The sequence below is a fragment of the Mycobacterium sp. shizuoka-1 genome (assembly GCF_002723835.1).
Taxonomy (GTDB): domain Bacteria; phylum Actinomycetota; class Actinomycetes; order Mycobacteriales; family Mycobacteriaceae; genus Mycobacterium.
Map to the genome: position 1 here is coordinate 23,009 of NZ_BEWG01000113.1, position 18,279 is coordinate 41,287.

Annotated in this window: 16 protein-coding genes; 7 read left to right on the forward strand and 9 right to left on the reverse strand. The window is 69.7% G+C overall.

Annotated elements, in window-relative coordinates; translation table 11 throughout:
• Window positions 1–126 precede the first annotated feature (126 nt).
• Genes MSZK_RS28065 through MSZK_RS28075 form a run of 3 tightly spaced genes read left to right on the forward strand, consistent with a single transcriptional unit; the run spans window position 127 to window position 3,283 of the window.
• Window positions 127–1,014 carry an alpha/beta hydrolase gene (locus tag MSZK_RS28065; protein ID WP_099251803.1) on the forward strand — a complete coding sequence of 296 codons (888 nt, stop codon included), beginning with the start codon at window positions 127–129 and terminating at the stop codon, window positions 1,012–1,014.
• Window positions 1,015–1,019: 5 nt separating this feature from the next.
• The gene (locus tag MSZK_RS28070; RefSeq protein WP_099251804.1) at window positions 1,020–2,123 is read left to right on the forward strand and encodes an acyl-CoA dehydrogenase family protein; all 1,104 of its coding nucleotides are present in this window, start codon (window positions 1,020–1,022) and stop codon (window positions 2,121–2,123) included.
• The gene (locus tag MSZK_RS28075; RefSeq protein ID WP_099251805.1) at window positions 2,120–3,283 is read left to right on the forward strand and encodes an acyl-CoA dehydrogenase family protein; all 1,164 of its coding nucleotides are present in this window, start codon (window positions 2,120–2,122) and stop codon (window positions 3,281–3,283) included. The genes MSZK_RS28070 and MSZK_RS28075 overlap by 4 nt, the downstream gene beginning before the upstream one ends.
• Here MSZK_RS28075 and MSZK_RS28080 read toward each other — a convergent pair.
• The 3 genes from MSZK_RS28080 to MSZK_RS28090 all read right to left on the reverse strand — a co-directional run bounded on the left by MSZK_RS28080 (window position 3,187) and on the right by MSZK_RS28090 (window position 6,766).
• Window positions 3,187–4,581 (reverse strand): amidohydrolase family protein, encoded by a 1,395-nt coding sequence (locus MSZK_RS28080; RefSeq protein ID WP_099251806.1) that lies wholly within the window; start codon window positions 4,579–4,581, stop codon window positions 3,187–3,189. The genes MSZK_RS28075 and MSZK_RS28080 overlap by 97 nt on opposite strands.
• Window positions 4,575–5,762, reverse strand: a complete 1,188-nt coding sequence (locus MSZK_RS28085; protein ID WP_099251807.1) for a CoA transferase — start codon at window positions 5,760–5,762, stop codon at window positions 4,575–4,577. Before MSZK_RS28085 ends, MSZK_RS28080 begins: the two co-directional genes overlap by 7 nt.
• 83 nt (window positions 5,763–5,845) lie before the next feature.
• Window positions 5,846–6,766 (reverse strand): acyl dehydratase, encoded by a 921-nt coding sequence (locus MSZK_RS28090; RefSeq protein ID WP_099251891.1) that lies wholly within the window; start codon window positions 6,764–6,766, stop codon window positions 5,846–5,848.
• A 169-nt stretch (window positions 6,767–6,935) separates the two neighbouring features.
• Between MSZK_RS28090 and MSZK_RS28095 the strand changes: the two genes are divergently transcribed.
• Both MSZK_RS28095 and MSZK_RS28100 read left to right on the forward strand, forming a co-directional pair.
• Window positions 6,936–8,093, forward strand: a complete 1,158-nt coding sequence (locus MSZK_RS28095) for an acyl-CoA dehydrogenase family protein (protein ID WP_099251808.1) — start codon at window positions 6,936–6,938, stop codon at window positions 8,091–8,093.
• A 6-nt stretch (window positions 8,094–8,099) separates the two neighbouring features.
• On the forward strand, window positions 8,100–8,852 hold the full coding sequence (locus tag MSZK_RS28100; protein ID WP_099251809.1) for a GntR family transcriptional regulator: 753 nt from the start codon (window positions 8,100–8,102) through the stop codon (window positions 8,850–8,852).
• On the opposite strand, the gene MSZK_RS28105 is transcribed toward MSZK_RS28100, so the two are convergent.
• The 6 genes from MSZK_RS28105 to MSZK_RS28130 all read right to left on the reverse strand — a co-directional run bounded on the left by MSZK_RS28105 (window position 8,849) and on the right by MSZK_RS28130 (window position 16,696).
• Entirely contained in the window at window positions 8,849–9,787 is a 939-nt protein-coding gene (locus tag MSZK_RS28105) for an enoyl-CoA hydratase/isomerase family protein (protein ID WP_099251810.1), read from the reverse strand. The genes MSZK_RS28100 and MSZK_RS28105 overlap by 4 nt on opposite strands.
• A gap of 11 nt (window positions 9,788–9,798) precedes the next feature.
• Window positions 9,799–11,334 carry a fatty-acid--CoA ligase FadD4 gene (fadD4, locus tag MSZK_RS28110; RefSeq protein WP_099251811.1) on the reverse strand — a complete coding sequence of 512 codons (1,536 nt, stop codon included), beginning with the start codon at window positions 11,332–11,334 and terminating at the stop codon, window positions 9,799–9,801.
• Window positions 11,335–11,400: 66 nt separating this feature from the next.
• The gene (locus MSZK_RS28115) at window positions 11,401–12,306 is read right to left on the reverse strand and encodes a DUF4436 family protein (RefSeq protein ID WP_233211558.1); all 906 of its coding nucleotides are present in this window, start codon (window positions 12,304–12,306) and stop codon (window positions 11,401–11,403) included.
• 88 nt (window positions 12,307–12,394) lie between these two features.
• Window positions 12,395–14,221 carry a phosphoenolpyruvate carboxykinase (GTP) gene (locus tag MSZK_RS28120; protein WP_099251812.1) on the reverse strand — a complete coding sequence of 609 codons (1,827 nt, stop codon included), beginning with the start codon at window positions 14,219–14,221 and terminating at the stop codon, window positions 12,395–12,397.
• 124 nt (window positions 14,222–14,345) lie between these two features.
• The gene (locus MSZK_RS28125; RefSeq protein ID WP_099251893.1) at window positions 14,346–15,797 is read right to left on the reverse strand and encodes a hypothetical protein; all 1,452 of its coding nucleotides are present in this window, start codon (window positions 15,795–15,797) and stop codon (window positions 14,346–14,348) included.
• A complete protein-coding gene (locus MSZK_RS28130; protein WP_099251813.1) occupies window positions 15,794–16,696 on the reverse strand; it encodes a hypothetical protein in 903 nt (300 codons plus the stop codon). The genes MSZK_RS28125 and MSZK_RS28130 overlap by 4 nt, the downstream gene beginning before the upstream one ends.
• 93 nt (window positions 16,697–16,789) lie before the next feature.
• Between MSZK_RS28130 and trmB the strand changes: the two genes are divergently transcribed.
• Window positions 16,790–17,548 (forward strand): tRNA (guanosine(46)-N7)-methyltransferase TrmB, encoded by a 759-nt coding sequence (gene trmB / locus MSZK_RS28135; RefSeq protein WP_099251814.1) that lies wholly within the window; start codon window positions 16,790–16,792, stop codon window positions 17,546–17,548.
• Entirely contained in the window at window positions 17,545–18,237 is a 693-nt protein-coding gene (locus MSZK_RS28140; protein WP_199203524.1) for an NYN domain-containing protein, read from the forward strand. The genes trmB and MSZK_RS28140 overlap by 4 nt, the downstream gene beginning before the upstream one ends.
• Window positions 18,238–18,279: the final 42 nt, after the last annotated feature.

Here is an 18,279-nt window from a genome sequence, read left to right on the forward strand (position 1 = left end):
CTCATCGACCCACAATTACGCTACGCGTGGTTCCGTAATTGCCGCCACCACGATACTGTCTCCCGCCGTCGCGGATCAAGGTCCTGTCCTGTCGCAGCGGATTTTCCCGGTTGGCATACTTGGCACGTGTCAAAAAACGACATCCATCCCGAACTACGCACAGCGGCTCGGTTCACCCCCCGCACGCTGATCACGCCCTGGACGCTGCCCGTCCTGCGGCGCCTCGGCGGACTGCAGCGCACCCGCTCCGACGGTGTCGAGGTGTTGACCTTGGAGTCGGGCGTCGGGATCCGCCTCTACCGGCCCGACGGCGTCACCTCGCCGGCCCCGGCACTGCTCTGGATCCACGGCGGTGGCTACGTCGTGGGCACCGCCGCCCAGGACGACAACCTGTGTCGCCGGTTCGTCAAAGAACTGGGCATCACGGTGGCCGCCGTCGACTACCGCCTGGCTCCCGAGCACCCCTACCCCACCCCGCTGGAGGACTGCTACACCGCGCTGGAATGGCTGGCCGGACTGCCCGCCGTCGACCCCGAGCGTGTCGCGATCGGCGGGGCCAGCGCCGGCGGCGGTCTGACCGCGGCGCTGGCGTTACTGGCCAGGGACCGCGACGGGGTCAAACCGGTGTTCCAGGTGCTGGTCTACCCGATGCTCGACGACCGCAGCGTGGGCAGCCACCTCAACGATCCCGGGCAGCGGCTGTGGAACGCCACCAGCAACAAGTTCGGCTGGCAGGCTTATCTGGGCGGAGCCGACCCACACGTGGCGGCACCCGGACGTCGCACCGATCTCGCCGGCTTGCCGCCGGCCTGGCTCGGCGTCGGCACCCTGGACCTGTTCCACGACGAGGACCTCGACTACGCCGCCCGGCTGCAGGCCGCCGGCGTGCCCTGCGCGGTCCACGTGGTGCCCGGGGCGTTCCACGGCTTCGACGGAATCGCTGCCGCGGCCGACATTTCCCAGGCCTTCTTCTTCAGCCAGTGCGACAGCCTGCGCCAGAGTTTCGGGAGCTGAATCCGATGACAACCCTGACCACCGAACAGCAGGCGCTGGCCGAAGCCACCGGCGACCTGGTGTCCAAACGCTCGCCCGAGGCCGACGTACGTCGTCTGATGGCCACCGACACCGGCTACGACCCTGCCGTCTGGGCAGAACTGGCCGCCATGGGCCTGCTCGGCCTGGCGATACCCGAGACATTCGGCGGGTCCGGTGCCGGGGCGGTCGAAGTGGGGCTGGTGATGGAGGCGATGGGTGGCGCGCTGTTGTGCGCGCCCTACCTGTCGACCGCGGTGCTGAGCACCCAGCTGCTGATGGCCCTCGGCGACGCCAAAGAGCAGGCCGATGTCCTGCCGCGCATCGCCGCCGGCGACCTGATCACCACGGTCGCGTTCGCCGAACCGGGCTCGGCCCGTCCGCCGCTGGCACCGCAGACCGTCGCGCGCCCCGCGGGCTTCGAGTGGCGGTTGTCGGGCACCAAGACCTATGTGCTCGACGCGACGACCGCGCAACGGATCTATGTGCTGGCCGGAACCGCGGTGTTCGCGGTCGAGCCGGACGCGCCGGGCCTGCAGGTCAGCGCACTGGCGACGGTGGACCAGACCCGCAAACAGGGCCGAGTCGTACTCGACGACACCCCCGCTCGCCTGGTGGGCACCCTGGAGAACGGCGCCGAGGCTCTCGAGCGCGCCCTGGACCACGCCGCGGTGGCGCTGCTGGGTGAGCAGGCCGGCGGCGCGATGCACGCGATGCGGATGGCCGCCGACTACGCCAAGACCCGATTCCAGTTCGGCCGCGCGATCGGCAGTTTCCAGGCGATCAAGCACATGTGCGCCGACATGCTGCTGGAGGCCGAGTCGGCGCTGTCGGCAGCCCGGCATGTGGCGGCCGCCTTCGACGCCGACGACCCGGGTCGGCATCTGGATCTGGCTGCGGCCCAGGCGTTCTGCTCGGAGGCATTCGTCACGGTCGCGGCCGACACCATCCAGGTGCACGGCGGAATCGGCTTCACCTGGGAACACCCCGCACACCTGTACCTGCGGCGGGCGCGGACCGACGCCGAGTTGTTCGGCGACCCGGCCTGGCACCGCGAACGCTACATCCGACTGCGAGAGGCACAGCGATGACCGACGACGACCTGCGCGCCGAGGTCCGCCAGTGGCTGGCGGACAACTGGGACACCGGCCTGGATCGCGCACAGTGGGCGCAGCTGGTGTTCGACGCCGGCTGGGCGGTGCCGAGCTGGGAACCGCAGTGGTGGGGGCGCGGCCTGACCGACTCCCAATCACGGATCGTGGCAGCCGAATTCGCGGCAGTAGGGGCACCGGGGACCGGGCATGACCGGGCCAACCTGTTCGCCTGCACCTTGCATGACCTCGGTACCGACGAGCAGAAGCAACGACTGATCCCGCCGTCCATTCGCGGCGAGACGAAATGGTGCCTGCTGTACTCCGAGCCCGGCGCGGGATCCGATCTGGCCGGGTTGCGCACCCGCGCCGAGCGGGACGGCGACGACTGGGTGATCACCGGCCAGAAGGTGTGGACGTCGTTCGCGAAGTCTGCCGACTACGGCCTGCTGGTGGCCCGCACCGACTGGGATGTGCCCAAGCACAACGGGATCAGCTTTCTCATGTTCCCGATGCGCCAGCCCGGTGTCGAGGTGCGCCCGATCCACCAGATCACCGGCGAGTCGGAGTTCAACGAGGTGTTCATCTCCGGAGCCCGGGTACCCGACGCGAACCGGGTCGGGGACGTCGGCGGCGGCTGGGCGGTGCTGCAGGTGGCGCTGGCCTACGAGCGGCGGCTGATGGGCGATCTGGCCCGTACCTCTCGCTCGGCCCGCAAGCCGCAGACCGATTCGGACAGTCTGGTCGAGATGGCGCGCCGGGCAGGCAAACTCGACGATGGGTTCATCCGTCAGGAGATCGCCCGGGTGGAGGCCTACGCGGCGGTGAACCGGTGGAACACCCAGCGGGCCAAGGCCACCTCCGACCGGGTCGAGGCCGCGACGTTGATGGCGCTGGGCAAGATCGCGATGTCGCGGATCCTGCACCAGACGGCGCAGGTGCAGACCGAGATCGCCGGACCGGAGGCCATGCTGACCGGCCCGGACAACCCGGTCGGCGACGCGGTCACGTTCCGCGCCCTCAACGCTTACTTCACGTCCATCGGCGGCGGCACCGACCAGATTCAGCGCAACATCGTCGGCGAGCGCGTCCTCGGACTTCCGAAAGAGCCTGAGCCGTATCGCAATACCGCGTTCCGCGAGCTGCCCACTTCGGGGTGATTTCGGCGCGCGAACAGGTGGCCGTTGACGACAGTGGCGGCCACCAGGCCGGCATCCAGCGCGTCGAGCACCTCGGCGGGCGCGGCGGCCAGGACGCACAGGTCGCCGGGCTGTCCCGGCGCGACGGTCCTGGGCAGGTCAGGGCGATCGGGATGGCCGGTGAACAGTGACAATGCCACTGCGGCCGAGACGCATTCGAGGGTATTGAGCACCGCACCGGTGGGTGTCGTGCGGTGCACCGCCGCGCGCATCGCCGCCCACGGGTCGGCTCCGCCGAACGGCAAGTCCGTGGACAGCGCCACCCGCACACCGGCGGCGCGCAGCGATCTCAGCCGCCACAGCGCGGGCCGGTCGACCGGGTCGACGTCGGCCAGGTAGTGGTCGCCGCGTTCGGCGACGAAGTTGGGTTGGGTCACCACCAGCACACCGAGGGCGGCGAGTTCGCCGATGGCCTCGACCGGCACCACCGCCGCATGCTCGATCCGGTCACCGGGGTGGCTGCCTGCGGCCCGCAACGCCGCCAGGCTGACGACCAGCTGGGCGACCGTCACGCAGTGCAGGGCGACTGCCCCACCGTCGCGGTGCCGGCCGGCGATCCAGTCGGTGAGCTCGTCGAGATCCAGCGAATCGTCGTGCAGGATCCGCTTTCCCGGCGCCAGCCAGTGCACCCGCTGATGCAGTCCGCCGTGCCGGTGTTCCTCGCTCAGCGTCACGATGTCCTCGGCGCGCAGGCCGGGGGTCGCATCGGTGACGCCGGTGACCCCGAAGTCCAGCAGCCGCCGGCTGATCGCCGCCAGCGACGCGTCCCGGCGTGCCACCGCATCAGACCAGGTGTCGTAGCTGCGCAACCGGCCGTCCGGGTGCTCGGGGAGGCCGACCGCGGCCAGGCCCGCGGAATTCAGGAACCACAGCACCCCGCTGCGATGCTGGATCCGCACCGGTACCGATTCGGCGAGCTCGTCGAGAACCCACCGGTCCAATGGGCCCGCAACGGATTCGTGGTAGCCGACCGCCCGGATCCAACCGTCGATCCCTACCGGCGCCTGAGCCAGCGCCCGGCCGAGGTCGGCCCGGTTGTGCAGCACCATGGGCCCTACCTGAACCGAATCCAGCGCGGCCGCGGCCGCCCGCAGATGCACATGGTGATCGTGCAATCCCGGTATCACGGTGCCGCCCGCAGCGTCGAACACCGTTTCGCCACGGTTCGGGGCCAGCGAGTCGGCCACCGACTCGATCTGGACGCCGACCCGGATGTCGACGGCCGTGCCGTCCAGTAGCTGGGCGCGCTGGATCAGCATCGGATCGCATTCCGTTGGGCAACAATGTCGTTCACGGCGCTATTGTCGGCGCCGAGTGCTGCCGCCGCCGCACTCGGTGCGGGTGGCCGCGGCGGCGCGACCGCCGAATCGGACAGCGAAGCTTCCACCGGGAGTTGCGCGTAACTCGCGGCGACCGCCGCCATCGACACGTCGATGGTCTCACCGCCGCCGCGATGCAGCGAATGAGCTACGGCCAGTGCGGCTTCCAGCCCGGTCAGCGGATCGGCGATGGCGTCACCGCAGAACACCGGGCCGTCCGGGCTGCTCCCCACCAATCCCCCGGCCACCGCCGCGTCGTCGCCGAATGCGGCCCGCGGCGAGTCGGGCCCGTGGCCGCTGACCCGCAGCCACACCCTGCCGTCGGGGCCGCCCAGGTCGTCTGGGCTCAGGCCACGGCGCGCGAGCGCGCCGGACCGCGACCCCTCGATGACGACATCGGCGGCGGCGATCAACGCCCGCAGCCGGTCCGCATCGGTATCGAAATCGACCGCATAGGAGAGCTTTCCGTGATTCATCCAGTCATAGAACGCCCGATTTCCGCCCCGGGTACCGTCCGGACGGGACGGACTCTCCACCTTGACCACAGTGGCGCCGGCCGCAGCCAGGATCTGGCCGCACAGCGGGCCCGCCCACATCGACGACAGGTCAGCCACCAGGAGTTCCTCCGTAGGGCGGGGCACCGTCCGGCGGCCGCCCGCACGCACGGTGGGTACCGCCGTCGTCGTTTCACCGAGCCGCGCCGCGGGCAGGCCCAGCAGGGCGGCACGCTCGACCGCCTCGTCGGCGCTCCGCCCGGCGGCCCAGCGGGCAACCGCCTGCCAGGGATCATCGGGCACCACGTCGGCTTCGACCAGTGCCGGCACGGCCGCGAGGTCGTCGGCTCGGGACAGGGTCAGCGCGCACCAGCCATCCCGCGTCGGCAGCAGGTGGGTAGCCCCGCCGGCCGAGATGCGTCCGCGGCGATGCAGGCCCAGCAGCGCCGCCCGCCCGGTCAGCAGCGTGGCGGCGTCCAGCGCCACGCCCAGTTGGGTGGCCAGGTTCGCGACCACGCTGGCGGCACGGGTCAGCACCGCCGACCGGGAGTGGTCGGGTGGGCCGTCAGGCGGCCCGGTCAGCCAGGCCAGGCCGCTGCCGGCCCAGCCGACGCCGGTGTCAGTCACCCGGCCATTGTCGCGCGGACCGGCGGGCGCCCGCTGGGATCCTCGGTTGTTGTCCGCCTCCGAGCGACAGGTGGCCGAGCGGCCTAGAAATGCAGCGCGGTGAACCGCCAATCCAGCACCGGGCGGTCCGCCCCCTCATCGGCCACCGCATATACCACCGACCGCAGGGTGAGCACGCCGCCGCGGTCGCCGGGCAGCGGATCGGCACGCTCGATGTGCAGTTCGCTGTAGAGCGTGTCCCCCTCGTGGACCGGGCCGGTGTGGTCGCACGACGCCCAGCCCAGCACGGTCGCCAGGTTGGGCAGCAGCTGGCCGGCCTGGCCCAGTGCCAGCCCGATCGTGTGCCCGCCGTAGACCAGACGCCGGCCGCCGACCCGCGAATCATGATGGGTGGCAGCGATGTTCAGGGTCAGCCTGGCCAGCTCCGGCGCCGAGGACACCACATCACCGGTGCTGCGCAGGACCGAACCCGCCATGTCGGGATAGAAGTGCGGGCCCGGGACGCGTTCACGGAACGCGGCCGCATTCCAGTCGGCGGTCGGATCCGGGGCGGGCGGCAGGTCGGCGCCGATCACCGACAGGTCGTCAGCGTGACCGGTGTCGGCGGCACCGGGGCTGCACGGCAGCATCGCGCAGCGGTAGAAGTCCAGCACCAGCCGGCCGACCTGGTCGACGGTGGTCATCCGCAGTGCCACCATCCCGGTGGGGGCCCGGCCCGGCTTGGCGGTGTTCTGGCGCAGCCCGACCACCTCGGTACGGGTGAACACCGTGTCACCGACCACCGGATAGCGATAGAAGGTCAGGCCCCGATAGAACAGGTTGGCCTTGACGCGCTGTGTCGCGAGCGTGCTCTGCCCGATCGCCACGTCGCACACCAGTGCCGGATGCGCCAAGGGTCCGGTGCAGCCGACCGTGGCGTGGGCCAACTCCGCGTCCAGCGACAGCCTCAGCCGGTCGCCGACGATCGCCTGATGGGTCGCCGCCGCGCCGGAACTCAACGTCATCGCCGGCGCCCAATCGAAGACCTGGCCTACGACCAGATCGTCGAAATAGGGGCCGCCCGCCTCACCACCGCCGATATGGCCGTACAAAGTCACAGTGCCCCATACTGGTGCTTCTTTGTAGGTCGTGTCAATATGGCCGTACATTTTACGACGGCTTGGAGCGAACTACGTGAGCACTGCACTCAACGACGAAGAGACCATGCTGGTCCAGACGGTGCGGGCGTTCATCGACCGCGACGTCAAACCTTCGGTCCGCGAAGTCGAGCACGCCAACAGCTACCCCGAGGCGTGGATCGAGCAGATGAAGCGCATCGGCATCTACGGGCTCGCGATCAGCGAGCAGTACGGCGGCACCCCGGTGTCGATGCCGTGCTACGTCGAGGTCACCCAGGAACTGGCCCGTGGGTGGATGAGCCTGGCCGGTGCCATGGGCGGGCACACGGTGGTGGCCAAACTGCTGGAGACGTTCGGCACCGAGGAACAGAAGCAGACGTATCTGCCGTCGATGGCGACGGGTCGGATCCGGGCCACGATGGCACTGACCGAACCGGGTGGCGGGTCGGATCTGCAGAACATGATCACCGTCGCCCGCCGCGACGGCGATGAGCTGGTGATCACCGGGGCCAAGACGTGGATCACCAATGCCCGCCGGTCCGGGCTGATCGCCCTGTTGTGCAAGACCGATCCCCAGGCCACCCCCCGGCACACCGGGATATCGGTGGTGCTCGTCGAGGCCGGTACCCCGGGAATGGCCGTGTCGCGGGACCTACCGAAGTTGGGCTACAAGGGGGTTGAATCCTGCGAGCTCGCGTTCGACGACTGCCGGGTGCCGGCCACCGCGATCCTCGGTGGCGAAGCCGGCCGCGGGTTCGGTCAGATGATGAAAGGCCTTGAAACCGGCCGTATCCAGGTGGCGTCGCGGGCGCTGGGCGTGGCCACTGCCGCACTCGAGGACGCGCTGGCCTACGCCCAGGACCGGGAGAGCTTCGGCCAGCCGATCTGGAAACACCAGGCGATCGGCAACTACCTCGCCGACATGGCCACCAAGCTGACCGCCGCCCGCCAGCTCACCCGCTATGCCGCCGAGCGCTACGACAGCGGGCAGCGCTGCGATATGGAAGCCGGCATGGCCAAACTGTTCGCCTCCGAGGTCGCGATGGAGATCGCGCTCAACGCGGTCCGGATCCATGGTGGCTACGGCTATTCCACCGAGTACGACGTCGAGCGCTACTTTCGTGACGCGCCGCTGATGATCGTCGGTGAGGGCACCAACGAGATCCAGCGCAATGTGATCGCCGGTCAACTCGTCGCGAGAGGCGGCATCTAGCCGGCCATGAAACCCGAACCCGCCTATCAGGTCCTGCGACAACGGCTCCGGGACGAGATCGCCGCCGGTGCCTATCCCGAGGGCGTCCGGTTACCGACGGAGTCCGAACTGGTCGCCGAGCACGGACTGTCCCGGCAGACCGTGCGCCGGGCGTTCCAGGATTTGGTGGCTGAAGGGGTGGTGTACCGGGTGCCGGGGCGAGGCACGTACGCGAATCGGGGGTATCTGCGACAGCTGGGCTCGATCGAGGACCTGATGAGCTTGTCCGAGGACACGACGATGGAAGTGCTGCAAGGACTTTCACGCCGGGTCGACGTCTCGGCAGCCAGCCGGCTTCGGCTGGACCACGATGTGGTCTACACCGTGGTGTTCCGGCGGCTGCACGGGCGGGCAGGAGCGGAGCGACCCGGGGAGAACGACGGCGTTCCGTTCGTGGTGACCACCGTGCACCTGCCGGAGTCGGTGGCCCGCCTGGTGTTCGACTGCCCGGAGCTGGTCGACGGCGCGGTGGGCACCAACACGGTCATCGGGATCCTCGAGCCGCATCTCGACCAGCCGATCGATGAAGCGGCACAATCCATCACAGTCGCACCCGCCGACGATCTGGTGGCCGGGGCGCTGGGTTGCCCACCGGGACATCCGATGTTGCGGGTGGACCGGCTGTACTCCGACACCACCGGCATCCCCATGGAACTGTCGGTCAGCCACTTTCTTCCCGAGCAATACACCTACCGGGTGACCCTGCGCAGGTCGAGCTAGCCGACCTCGTCGACGAGCCCCCACGCCAGCGCAGTGGCCGGGTCGACGGTGCGACCGGACAGCACCAGATACGCGGTGCGCCAACGCCCGATCCGGCGGGCGATGCTCAGCGTGCCGCCCGCCCCTGGGATCAGTCCCAGCATCAGCTCGGGCAGGCCCAGCACCGCATCGGGGCGGCAGCCGATCCAACCGCAGAACGCCGCCATCTCCAGGCCGCTGCCCAGCACGCGACCGTGGATCTCGGCCCGGCAGGCCCGGCCCAGGCGTCGGGTCAGCTCGTCGAGGGCGAGTGCGGGGCTGTGCCGGGTTCGGGCCAGATGCGCGGAGGCCGGGTCGCTGAAGGTGCCGAATTCCGCGAGATCGCCACCACTGCAGAAAGACTCACCGTTTCCGCTGAGCACCACCTCGGTCACCGTGTCGTCGATCAGGGCGACCGTCAGCGCCTCCAGAAGCAGCGCCCGCGCGTCGGTGCTGAACGCGTTGTGCCGGGCCGGCCGGTTGAACCGGATCCGCAGGGTGCCGCCGTCACGCTCGGCCAGCACCGGATCGGGAAGATCTGGTGCGGTGGCCGGGCCGCGCTCGGTCAGCCAGCGGGCGAACTCCGGCCCGGACTGCAGCGTGGAGTAGGCCAGCGACTCGGTGATGATCCCGGGCAGTGCGGGCCCGGTCACGTCCACCGAACGCAGCACATCGTCGCAAACCGCGCTGGCATGCGGCCAGCGTCGGCAGCGCTCGGTCAGCTCGGCCACGGTGTCGGAGACCGACGGCACGGTGACATAGCGGCGGTCTTCGTGGTGGGTCTCGGTCAGCGCGAAAGTCGCCGTGTCGAGCCAGTATTCGCCGTCGGCGCCGGCCGGTTCCCCGACGGCGACGACGACACCCGGCGGTCCGATCGGCCCGACCCGGGGCGGGGCCGACAGGTCAACCACCAACATCGGGGCGGTGTCTAGCCGGTCGGCGCGGGCGAGTACTTGACGATCAGCTCCTGCTTGTACAGCTTGCCGGTGTCGGTGCGGGGCAACTGCGCCTCGAAGGAGATCGACCGCGGACACTTGTAGTGCGCCAAGCGTTCCCGCAGCCAGCTCAACAGTTCATCGGCGAGTTCGTCGGATGCTTCCGCGGGGTCGACGAGCTGAACCACGCCCTTGACGCTCTGGCCCATCTCGTCGTCGGGCACACCGAACACCGCGGCGTCCATCACCCGCGGGTGGGTGACGAGCATGTTCTCGGCTTCCTGCGGATAGATGTTCACCCCGCCGGAGATGATCATGTGGTGGCGGCGATCGGTGAGGTAGAGGTAGCCGTCCTCGTCGAGGTAGCCGATGTCGCCGACGGTCATCCAGCCTTCGGCATGCCGTGAGGCCGCGGTCTTTTCGGCGTCGTTGAGGTACTCGAAGGAGTTGCCCCCCTCGAAGTAGATCTCGCCGGGCTCGCCGGGCGGCAGCTCGTTGCCGTCCTCGTCGAGGATGTGCAGGTTGCCCAGCATCGGCTTGCCCACCGATCCGGGGTGCGCCAGCCACTCCTCGGCGCTGATCAGGGTCGAACCGATGGCCTCCGAGGAGGCGTAGTACTCGTCGACGATCGGACCCCACCAGTCGATGATCTGTTTCTTGATGTCCACCGGGCAGGGGGCCGCGGCATGCATGACCCGCTCCAGGCTGGAGATGTCGTACGAGTTACGCACGCTCTCGGGGAGTTTCAGCATTCTGGTGAACATGACCGGCACGAACTGACCGTGGGTGACGCGGTGGCGCTGGATCGCGTCCAAGGTGCCCTCGGCGTCGAACTTCTCCATCACCACCACCGGGATCCCGGCGCTCTGCATCGTCAGCGACCACACCGACGGGGCGGTGTGGTACAGCGGTGCCGGGCTCAGGTAGACCCCGTTGGGGTTCATCCAGAACCCGACCAAGGCGCTCATCAGGCCCGGCGCCTCCGAGGGCGGCAGATGCGGCAGCTCACGCTTGATTCCCTTGGGCCGTCCGGTGGTTCCCGACGAATACTGCAGCAGATCGCCCTCGATCTCGTCGTCGATCGGGGTGCTGGGCAGGTCCGCGACGCAGTCCGGGTAGCTGCGCCAGCCGTCCAGTTCGCCGTCCGCGATCACCAGCAGTTCTGGCAGGCCGTTGGGCAGATGCTCGCCGAGCTGCTCGAGCACGGGCCGCAGCGCGCCGGATCCGATGATCGCCTTGGCCTCGCAGTTGTCGATGATGTAGGCGGCCTCGGCCGGCGTCAGGTGGGTGTTGATCGGCACGTAGTACAGCCCGCTGCGCCGGGCGGCCCACATCACGGTGTGGAAGTGTTCGTTGTTCTCCAGGAGCATCGCGACGGCGTCGCCCTCACGCAGCCCGGCCTCGCGGAACAGGTGCGCCAGCTGGTTGGCCCGCGCTTCCATCTCGCCGAAGGTGACGGTTTTACCGGAGGGATACAGGATGACGGCGGGTTTGTCAGGAGTGGCCTGCGCATGCTCTCGGATCTGCATGGATGCACTGTACGACAGGCCCAATTGACAGGCGTCAAGAAGGTCGTTCTTGGGCCGCCGCCACGGTTAGTCGGAGCGGCGCGCCCAGGCCACCAGATAGATCACCATCGCGGCCACCAGCGCCATCAGCACCCAGATCACCAGCACCTCGTCGATCCAGGACCCCGCCGGTGGATTGCCGGGCAACACCGTACGCAGCGGCACCACCGAGAACAGCATGGCCGCAAACCACGTCGAGAACGGCGGCTGGAACTTCTTCTTGCCCAACAGCATTTCGATCGCGGCGTACAGGGCAATCGCCGGCAACGTCACCAGGACCAGGCAGATCCCGAGGATCAGTGCCATCGGCCCGCGTGCGCGGGTGAACGTGATGGTGGCGCTGTCGCCGGGGAACCCTGCCTGCGCGGAGGGCCCGGTCCGTTCGCTGCGGATGTCCCAGCCGTACAGCGACCCCGCCACCTCGACCCGGGCCGGCACGAATCGCTGCGACCCTCCCTCGGGGCCCACCAGGACGTCCGCGCCGACACTGCCGATGGTGAACGTGTCGAACGGCCACATGTCCGCCGCACCCTCGGCGACCATCGAGGTGCGGACCACCTTGGGCACCTTGCCCTTCGGAAACTCCAACTCGCCTAATTCGGCGCACGGGCACAGCCGGACGGACATGTCCGTGGTCAGCTTGCCCAGCTCCGGATCCAGGAAACCGGTCTGCGGAATCAGTCGCACGTCGACCTCGACCCGGTGGTCCGTCGGGTGGATCGCCGTCACCTCCAACAGCACGACGGTCACCGCCGACGCGTCGAGATTGCCGGGCTGCAACTCACGCGCGGAGCTGTCCAGCCAGAAGTAGCCGAGGATGGATATGACGTAAATGGCGACGACGGCGCCGATCGTGACGATCCGCCACCGCCACCGGCGCAGCGGGGGCTGACCCTGCGACTCGACGGGTGCGTCGACGGTCGGGACGTCCACCGCACGGATGGTAGCTATGCGCGGTCGCGCTCAGCGGCCTTTCGGACGGTTCGGCACTGGGTGATCCGGGGCCTGGCGGCCCGCCGGTTCAGTCGGCTTCGGCCAGGCGCTGCTTGAGCGCCTCGAACTCGTCGCGCACCCCGGTCGGCAACTTCTCGCCGACGAACTCGAACCACTCTTCGATCAGGGGCAGCTCGTCGCGCCACTCCTGGACGTTGACCGCCAGCGCCTCGTCGACATCGACCGGATCGGCGTCCAGCCCGGACAGGTCCAGGTCGCCGGCGCTCGGCACGATGCCGATCGGCGTCGTCGAGCCGTTGGCCTTGCCCTCGACGCGCTCGATGATCCACTTCATCACGCGGCTGTTCTCGCCGAAGCCCGGCCACAGGAAACGGCCGTCGTCGCCGCGGCGGAACCAGTTGACGAAGAAGATCTTCGGCATCTTGGACTCGTCGGCGTTCTTGCCGAGGTTGATCCAGTGGGCGAAGTAGTCGCCGACGTTGTAGCCGAGGAACGGCAGCATGGCCATCGGGTCACGACGGACGGTGCCGACCTTGCCCTCGGCGGCGGCGGTCTGCTCGGAGCCCAGCGTCGCGCCGATGAAGACGCCGTGCTGCCAGTCGCGGGCCTGGGTCACCAGCGGCACTGTGGTCTTGCGTCGGCCGCCGAACAGGATGGCCGAGATCGGCACGCCCTGCGGGTCGTCCCACTCGGGTGCCAGCGTCGGGCACTGCGACATCGGGGTGCAGTAGCGCGAGTTCGGGTGTGCGGCCTTCTCGTCCGACCCGGGCTCCCAGTCGTTGCCCTTCCAGTCGATCAGGTGCTGCGGGTCGCCCTCGAGGCCCTCCCACCAGACGCCGCCGTCGTCGGTCATCGCGACGTTGGTGAACACGGTGTTGCCCGCCGCGACGGTCTTCATCGCGTTGGGGTTGGAGCTCCAGTTGGTGCCCGGCGCCACCCCGAAGAAGCCGAACTCCGGGTTGGTGGCGTACAGCCGGCCGTCCTTGCCGAACCGCATCCAGGCGATGTCGTCGCCGACGGTCTCGGCGCGCCAGCCGGGAATGGTCGGCTGCAACATCGCGAGGTTGGTCTTGCCGCAGGCCGACGGGAACGCCGCGGCGATGAAGTAGGCCTTGTTCTCCGGCGAGATCAGCTTGAGGATCAACATGTGCTCGGCCAGCCAGCCCTCGTCGTGAGCCATGGCCGAGGCGATGCGCAGTGAGTAGCACTTCTTGCCCAGCAGGGCGTTGCCGCCGTACCCGGAGCCGAAGCTCCAGATCTCGCGGGTCTCCGGGAAATGGGTGATGTACTTGGTGTCGTTGCACGGCCACGGCACGTCGTCCTGGCCCGGCTCCAGCGGGGCACCCAGTGAATGCAGCGCCTTCACGAAGAAGCCGTCCTCGCCGATCTTGTCCAGCGCGGCCTTGCCCATCCGGGTCATCGTGCGCATCGACACTACGACGTATTCGGAATCGGTGATCTCCACACCGAGCTTCGGGTCGTCGGCGCCCAGCGGGCCCATGCAGAACGGCACCACATACATGGTGCGGCCGCGCATGCAGCCGCGGTACAGGTCGGTCATCAGCCCGCGCATCTCGGCGGGATCCATCCAGTTGTTGGTCGGGCCGGCGTCGATCGCGCGCTCCGAGCAGATGAACGTCCGGGACTCGACGCGGGCCACGTCCGACGGCGCCGAACGGGCCAGATAGGAGCTGGGCTCCTCGGAATCGCTGAGCTTGATGAACGTCCCGGCGGCCACCAGCTGGTCGCACAACCGCTGGTACTCCTCGTCGGAGCCGTCGGCGAAGACCACCCGATCGGGCTGCGTGAGTTCGGCGACCTCCTGGACCCAGGCGAGCAGGCCCTGATGCTTGGTCGGTGCCGTATCCAATCCGGGGACGGTCGCTGAAGTCATCGCTCTATCTCCTGCTTACTTTTATGGCCAGGACGCAGGCCGGATTCCGCGCCGAGACACGGTCCTCCCTGAAAAGTAGGTTAACGCGGGTGAGATACCCGCGGTTAATCGGGATTATGTCCGATCACTCACAGGAACGATTCAGAAGCGCGTAATTGGAGCCCTTGCCCCGATTCAGCGCTTCCCGTTCGTCGCGGACCGCCGCCAGCGCCCGGGCGATCGCCGGTGCGCGCAGGTCGCGGGCCCGGGTGGCGCGGCCGGCGGCGGCCACCTCGGTGCGGATGTCGCGGTCGATCCCGGCCAGGGTCTCGTCGGCCTGCGCGGCGGCAGCGGCGTCGCGTTCGGCCGCCGCCCGGCCCAGCTCCGCCTCCGCGGCCAACATCCGGACCGCCACCCACTCGTCGAGGGCGGCGCGCACCGAGGCGACGACCTCCACCACCCAGCGGTCCAGCACCGCCCGGTCGTGCAGCACGGCCCGCAAGCCGGCCATCCACGCCGTCAGGACCACCCCGAGGATCGCTCCGCCGACCGCTCCGCCGACCGCCCACCGTGGCGCCAGGTCGGCGAACACCCGGCTCACCGTCAGCGCGACCCCGAGACCGAAGCCCGCCCCCAACAGCAGCATCAACAGCGTCTCCGGGCCGCGTGACCGCAACGGCGCGGGACCCACTCGCACCACCGGCCGCGACGAGTCGGGATCGACGGGCAGGCCCAGCTCCGCACCGACGTCCGTCAGCACTGCGGTGACCTCGTCGGCGACGTCGTCGGCCACGTCCTCGGCCCGGCATCGCACCTGCGCATCGAGGTCGCCGAGGGCACGCCGGCTCGCCCCGGCCACGTCGTCGCGGAGTTCGGCCCGCACCGATGCGCACCGGTGACGCACGCACGAGGAGGACTGCAGCCGGGCCTGCTGGATGCGGGTGCGCAGCGCGATCGTCCGCTCGGTCTTGTCCCACTGCGTCCGCCGCACCGCCGCGGCGCGGTGCGCACGCAGTGCACTCACCCGCGCCTGTCGGTCGTCGACTTCGCCGTTCAGCCGGTCGTCGGCCGAAAGAAGCCGAACTTCCCACTCCCGCAATCGATTTCGCTGTACCAGCGTGTCGTCGGCCAGGACAGATCGCAGCGTCGCCACGAGGTCGTCGAGGATCGGAGGACCCAGGTCCGGGGCGGCGGCCACCCCCACCCACGGCACGTCGCGGTAGCGCGGCGCCACGTCGGCCAGCAGGGCACGGTTGGCGTCGAGAACCTCGCGCCAGGTGCGGTGCACGTCGATCTTGGCCACCACGCCGATCACCGCATCGGTGTCGGCGGCGACCGACGTCAGCAGCGCGCAGTCCGAGCCGGCGAGCGGCGCGGTCGCCGACACCACGAACACCACCGCCGCAGGCACCTCCCCCGCGCCGAGTTGATCCGCCTCGAGGACGGCGCACTCCGGCAGCCGGTCGCGCAGCACCGCGGCCACGCTGCTGGTGCCGGCCAGCCACGGGCCCGCCACCAGCACCGCTTCGCGACGGGACGGCGGCGGCGCCAACCCCAGCTCGAACTGAGCCACCATGGCGTCGATCGCGGCGGTCACGACGGCGGCCCCGCAGACTGCACCGCACCACCGGCGCGTTCCCACATCCGCAGCGATCCGCGGGCGATGTCGGCGCCGCAGGATCGGTGCAGCCGCGACACCGGGCCGCGGGAGTAACGCTGCCAGGTGATCGCGCGACGCAGGTGGGCCGCCGCAGTGACGTCGTCGTCGACCGTCATCCCGGCGGCCCGCACCACCGCCACGGCAGCGGCCATCCGGGCCGCGACCGCATCATCACCGGTCGGGAAGGTGGCGACGTGCGCGCGGATCAACCGGTGATAGCGCACCGTGGCGGCGGTCGCGTCGACGGCGGCCAGCACCCCGTCGATCCCGCTGGCTCCTCGCAGCGCGGCCCGCACCCCGGCCGCGCCGTGACCGTCCCGCAGGGCGAGCACCGCGTGGGCGATGCCGAAGAGGTCCAGCGCGGTGAGCAGGCGCCGGCGCAGCGCGCGGGCCACCCGATGCGTGCCGGCCGCGAACCGGTCCGGCGAGCCCAGATCGGCCGGGTCGCTGGTCAGCGCCTGCAGCGCGGCGAGCAGCTCGTCGTCGATCACGGTGTCGTCCAGTGCGGCGAGCGCCGCCAGTCCGGCCACCGGGTGCACTGCCACCCCGGCGAGTTCGCCGAACACCCGGCAGCGCGCGGCGGCCGCCGCCATCGGCCCCGCACCGCCGAAGCCGGTCAGGTCCGCCTTGGTGAGGACCGCCACGACCGGCCCGGGCGAGGCGGCCAGCGCGTCCAGGTCTTCGGGTTTGAGCGCCTCGGCCAGCACATAGACGTCCAGGTCGGCGGGCCCGGGTGGGTCGGCGACGAGCACGCCCGCGGCCCGCAGCACCCCGGCGACCGTTGTCCGGCCGCATCCGGGGCGGCCGAGGACCCTGACCCGCACCACACCGGACATGCTGGCACCCGCCGACCTGTGGCGCGAGCCACTACCAGGCGAAGGCAACTGTTGGGTATCAATCTGCACCACGGTGCGGGTACACCCTCATTCATGAGCGACCATGGACAAATGCATGCGCAGCGCCACGGTGGCTCAGCCACGCCCGACGTCTGGCCAGCGCATCCCCATCCCCGCATCACCAGCTTTCGCTCGCGGCGTTCGACGCTGACCGAGGCCCAGCAGGACGCCTGGGATCGGCTCTGGCCGCAGATGGGCACCCAGGCCCGCAACGGCGAGCAGCCTGCCGGGCTGCTGGACACCTCCGCGTGGTTCGGCAGGCAGGCACCGGTGGTGCTGGAGATCGGGTGCGGCACCGGGACGTCGACCCTGGGTATGGCGCTGGCCGAACCGGAGATCGACGTGGTGGCCGCCGAGGTCTACAAGCGCGGGCTGGCGCAGCTGCTCAGCGCCGTCGACCGGGAAGGCGTCGACAACATCCGGCTGGTCCGCGGCGATGCCGTCGACGTGCTGGAGTACATGTTCGGTCCCGGCTCGCTGACCGGAGTGCGGGTGTTCTTCCCCGATCCGTGGCCCAAGTCCCGCCACCACAAGCGCCGGCTGCTGCAGCCCACCACCATCGCGATGATCGCCGACCGGCTGCGGCCCGGCGGCGTGCTGCACGCCGCCACCGACCACGCCGGATACGCCGAACAAATCGCCGAAGCCGGTGACGCCGAACCGCTGCTGCGGCGGGTGCAGCCCGGTGACGAGCTGCCGATCTCGGTGCAGCGGCCGATCACCAAATACGAGACGAAGGCCCGCCACGCAGGCAGCGCGGTGACCGAACTGCTGTGGATGAGACGACCATGAGTGTGATGGAAGACGCCGCGGCCGCCCCGGCTCCGCCCGACGGCGACGAGCAGCCGGTGAACCCGTCGATCCTGAGGGTGCTGCTGGTCTGGGATGCCCCCAACCTGGACATGGGGCTGGGGTCGATCCTCGGCGGCCGGCCCACGGCCGCCCACCGGCCGCGGTTCGACGCGTTGGGACGCTGGCTGTTGACCCGCACCGCCGAACTGTCGGCCGGCCACCCGGAAATTTCGGTGGAACCCGAGGCGACCGTCTTCACCAACATCGCGCCCGGCAGCGCCGACGTCGTCCGCCCCTGGGTGGAGGCGCTGCGCAACGTCGGTTTCGCGGTCTTCGCCAAGCCCAAGGTCGACGAGGACAGCGATGTGGACAGCGACATGCTGGCCCACATCGAGTTGCGCCGCCGCGAGGGCCTCGCCGCGGTGCTCGTCGCGTCGGCCGACGGGCAAGCCTTCCGCGCGCCGCTGGAGGACATCGCCCGCGCCGGGACCCCCGCCTACGTGCTCGGATTTCGTGAACATGCCAGCTGGGCATTAGCGTCGGATACCTTGGAGTTCGTCGACCTGGAGGACATTCCTGGTGTTTTCCGAGAGCCACTGCCGCGAATCGGCCTAGATTCGCTACCAGAGCAGGGGGCGTGGCTACAACCGTTCCGGCCGCTGTCCTCACTACTGACATCGCGCGTGTAGGAGAACCCGATGCGCAGGTCGCCGCAGATTTAGTTAGGAGAT

Bases quoted from the DNA above. Each gene is read 5' to 3' on its own strand.
- MSZK_RS28070 (WP_099251804.1), top strand. From the start codon at position 1,020: ATGACAACCCTGACCACCGAACAGCAGGCGCTGGCCGAAGCCACCGGC.
- MSZK_RS28075 (WP_099251805.1), top strand. From the start codon at position 2,120: ATGACCGACGACGACCTGCGCGCCGAGGTCCGCCAGTGGCTGGCGGAC.
- MSZK_RS28080 (WP_099251806.1), bottom strand. From the start codon at position 4,581: ATGCTGATCCAGCGCGCCCAGCTACTGGACGGCACGGCCGTCGACATC.
- MSZK_RS28090 (WP_099251891.1), bottom strand. From the start codon at position 6,766: ATGACGTTGAGTTCCGGCGCGGCGGCGACCCATCAGGCGATCGTCGGC.
- MSZK_RS28100 (WP_099251809.1), top strand. From the start codon at position 8,100: ATGAAACCCGAACCCGCCTATCAGGTCCTGCGACAACGGCTCCGGGAC.
- MSZK_RS28105 (WP_099251810.1), bottom strand. From the start codon at position 9,787: ATGTTGGTGGTTGACCTGTCGGCCCCGCCCCGGGTCGGGCCGATCGGA.
- fadD4 (WP_099251811.1), bottom strand. From the start codon at position 11,334: ATGCAGATCCGAGAGCATGCGCAGGCCACTCCTGACAAACCCGCCGTC.
- MSZK_RS28120 (WP_099251812.1), bottom strand. From the start codon at position 14,221: ATGACTTCAGCGACCGTCCCCGGATTGGATACGGCACCGACCAAGCAT.
- MSZK_RS28130 (WP_099251813.1), bottom strand. From the start codon at position 16,696: ATGTCCGGTGTGGTGCGGGTCAGGGTCCTCGGCCGCCCCGGATGCGGC.
- trmB (WP_099251814.1), top strand. From the start codon at position 16,790: ATGAGCGACCATGGACAAATGCATGCGCAGCGCCACGGTGGCTCAGCC.
- MSZK_RS28140 (WP_199203524.1), top strand. From the start codon at position 17,545: ATGAGTGTGATGGAAGACGCCGCGGCCGCCCCGGCTCCGCCCGACGGC.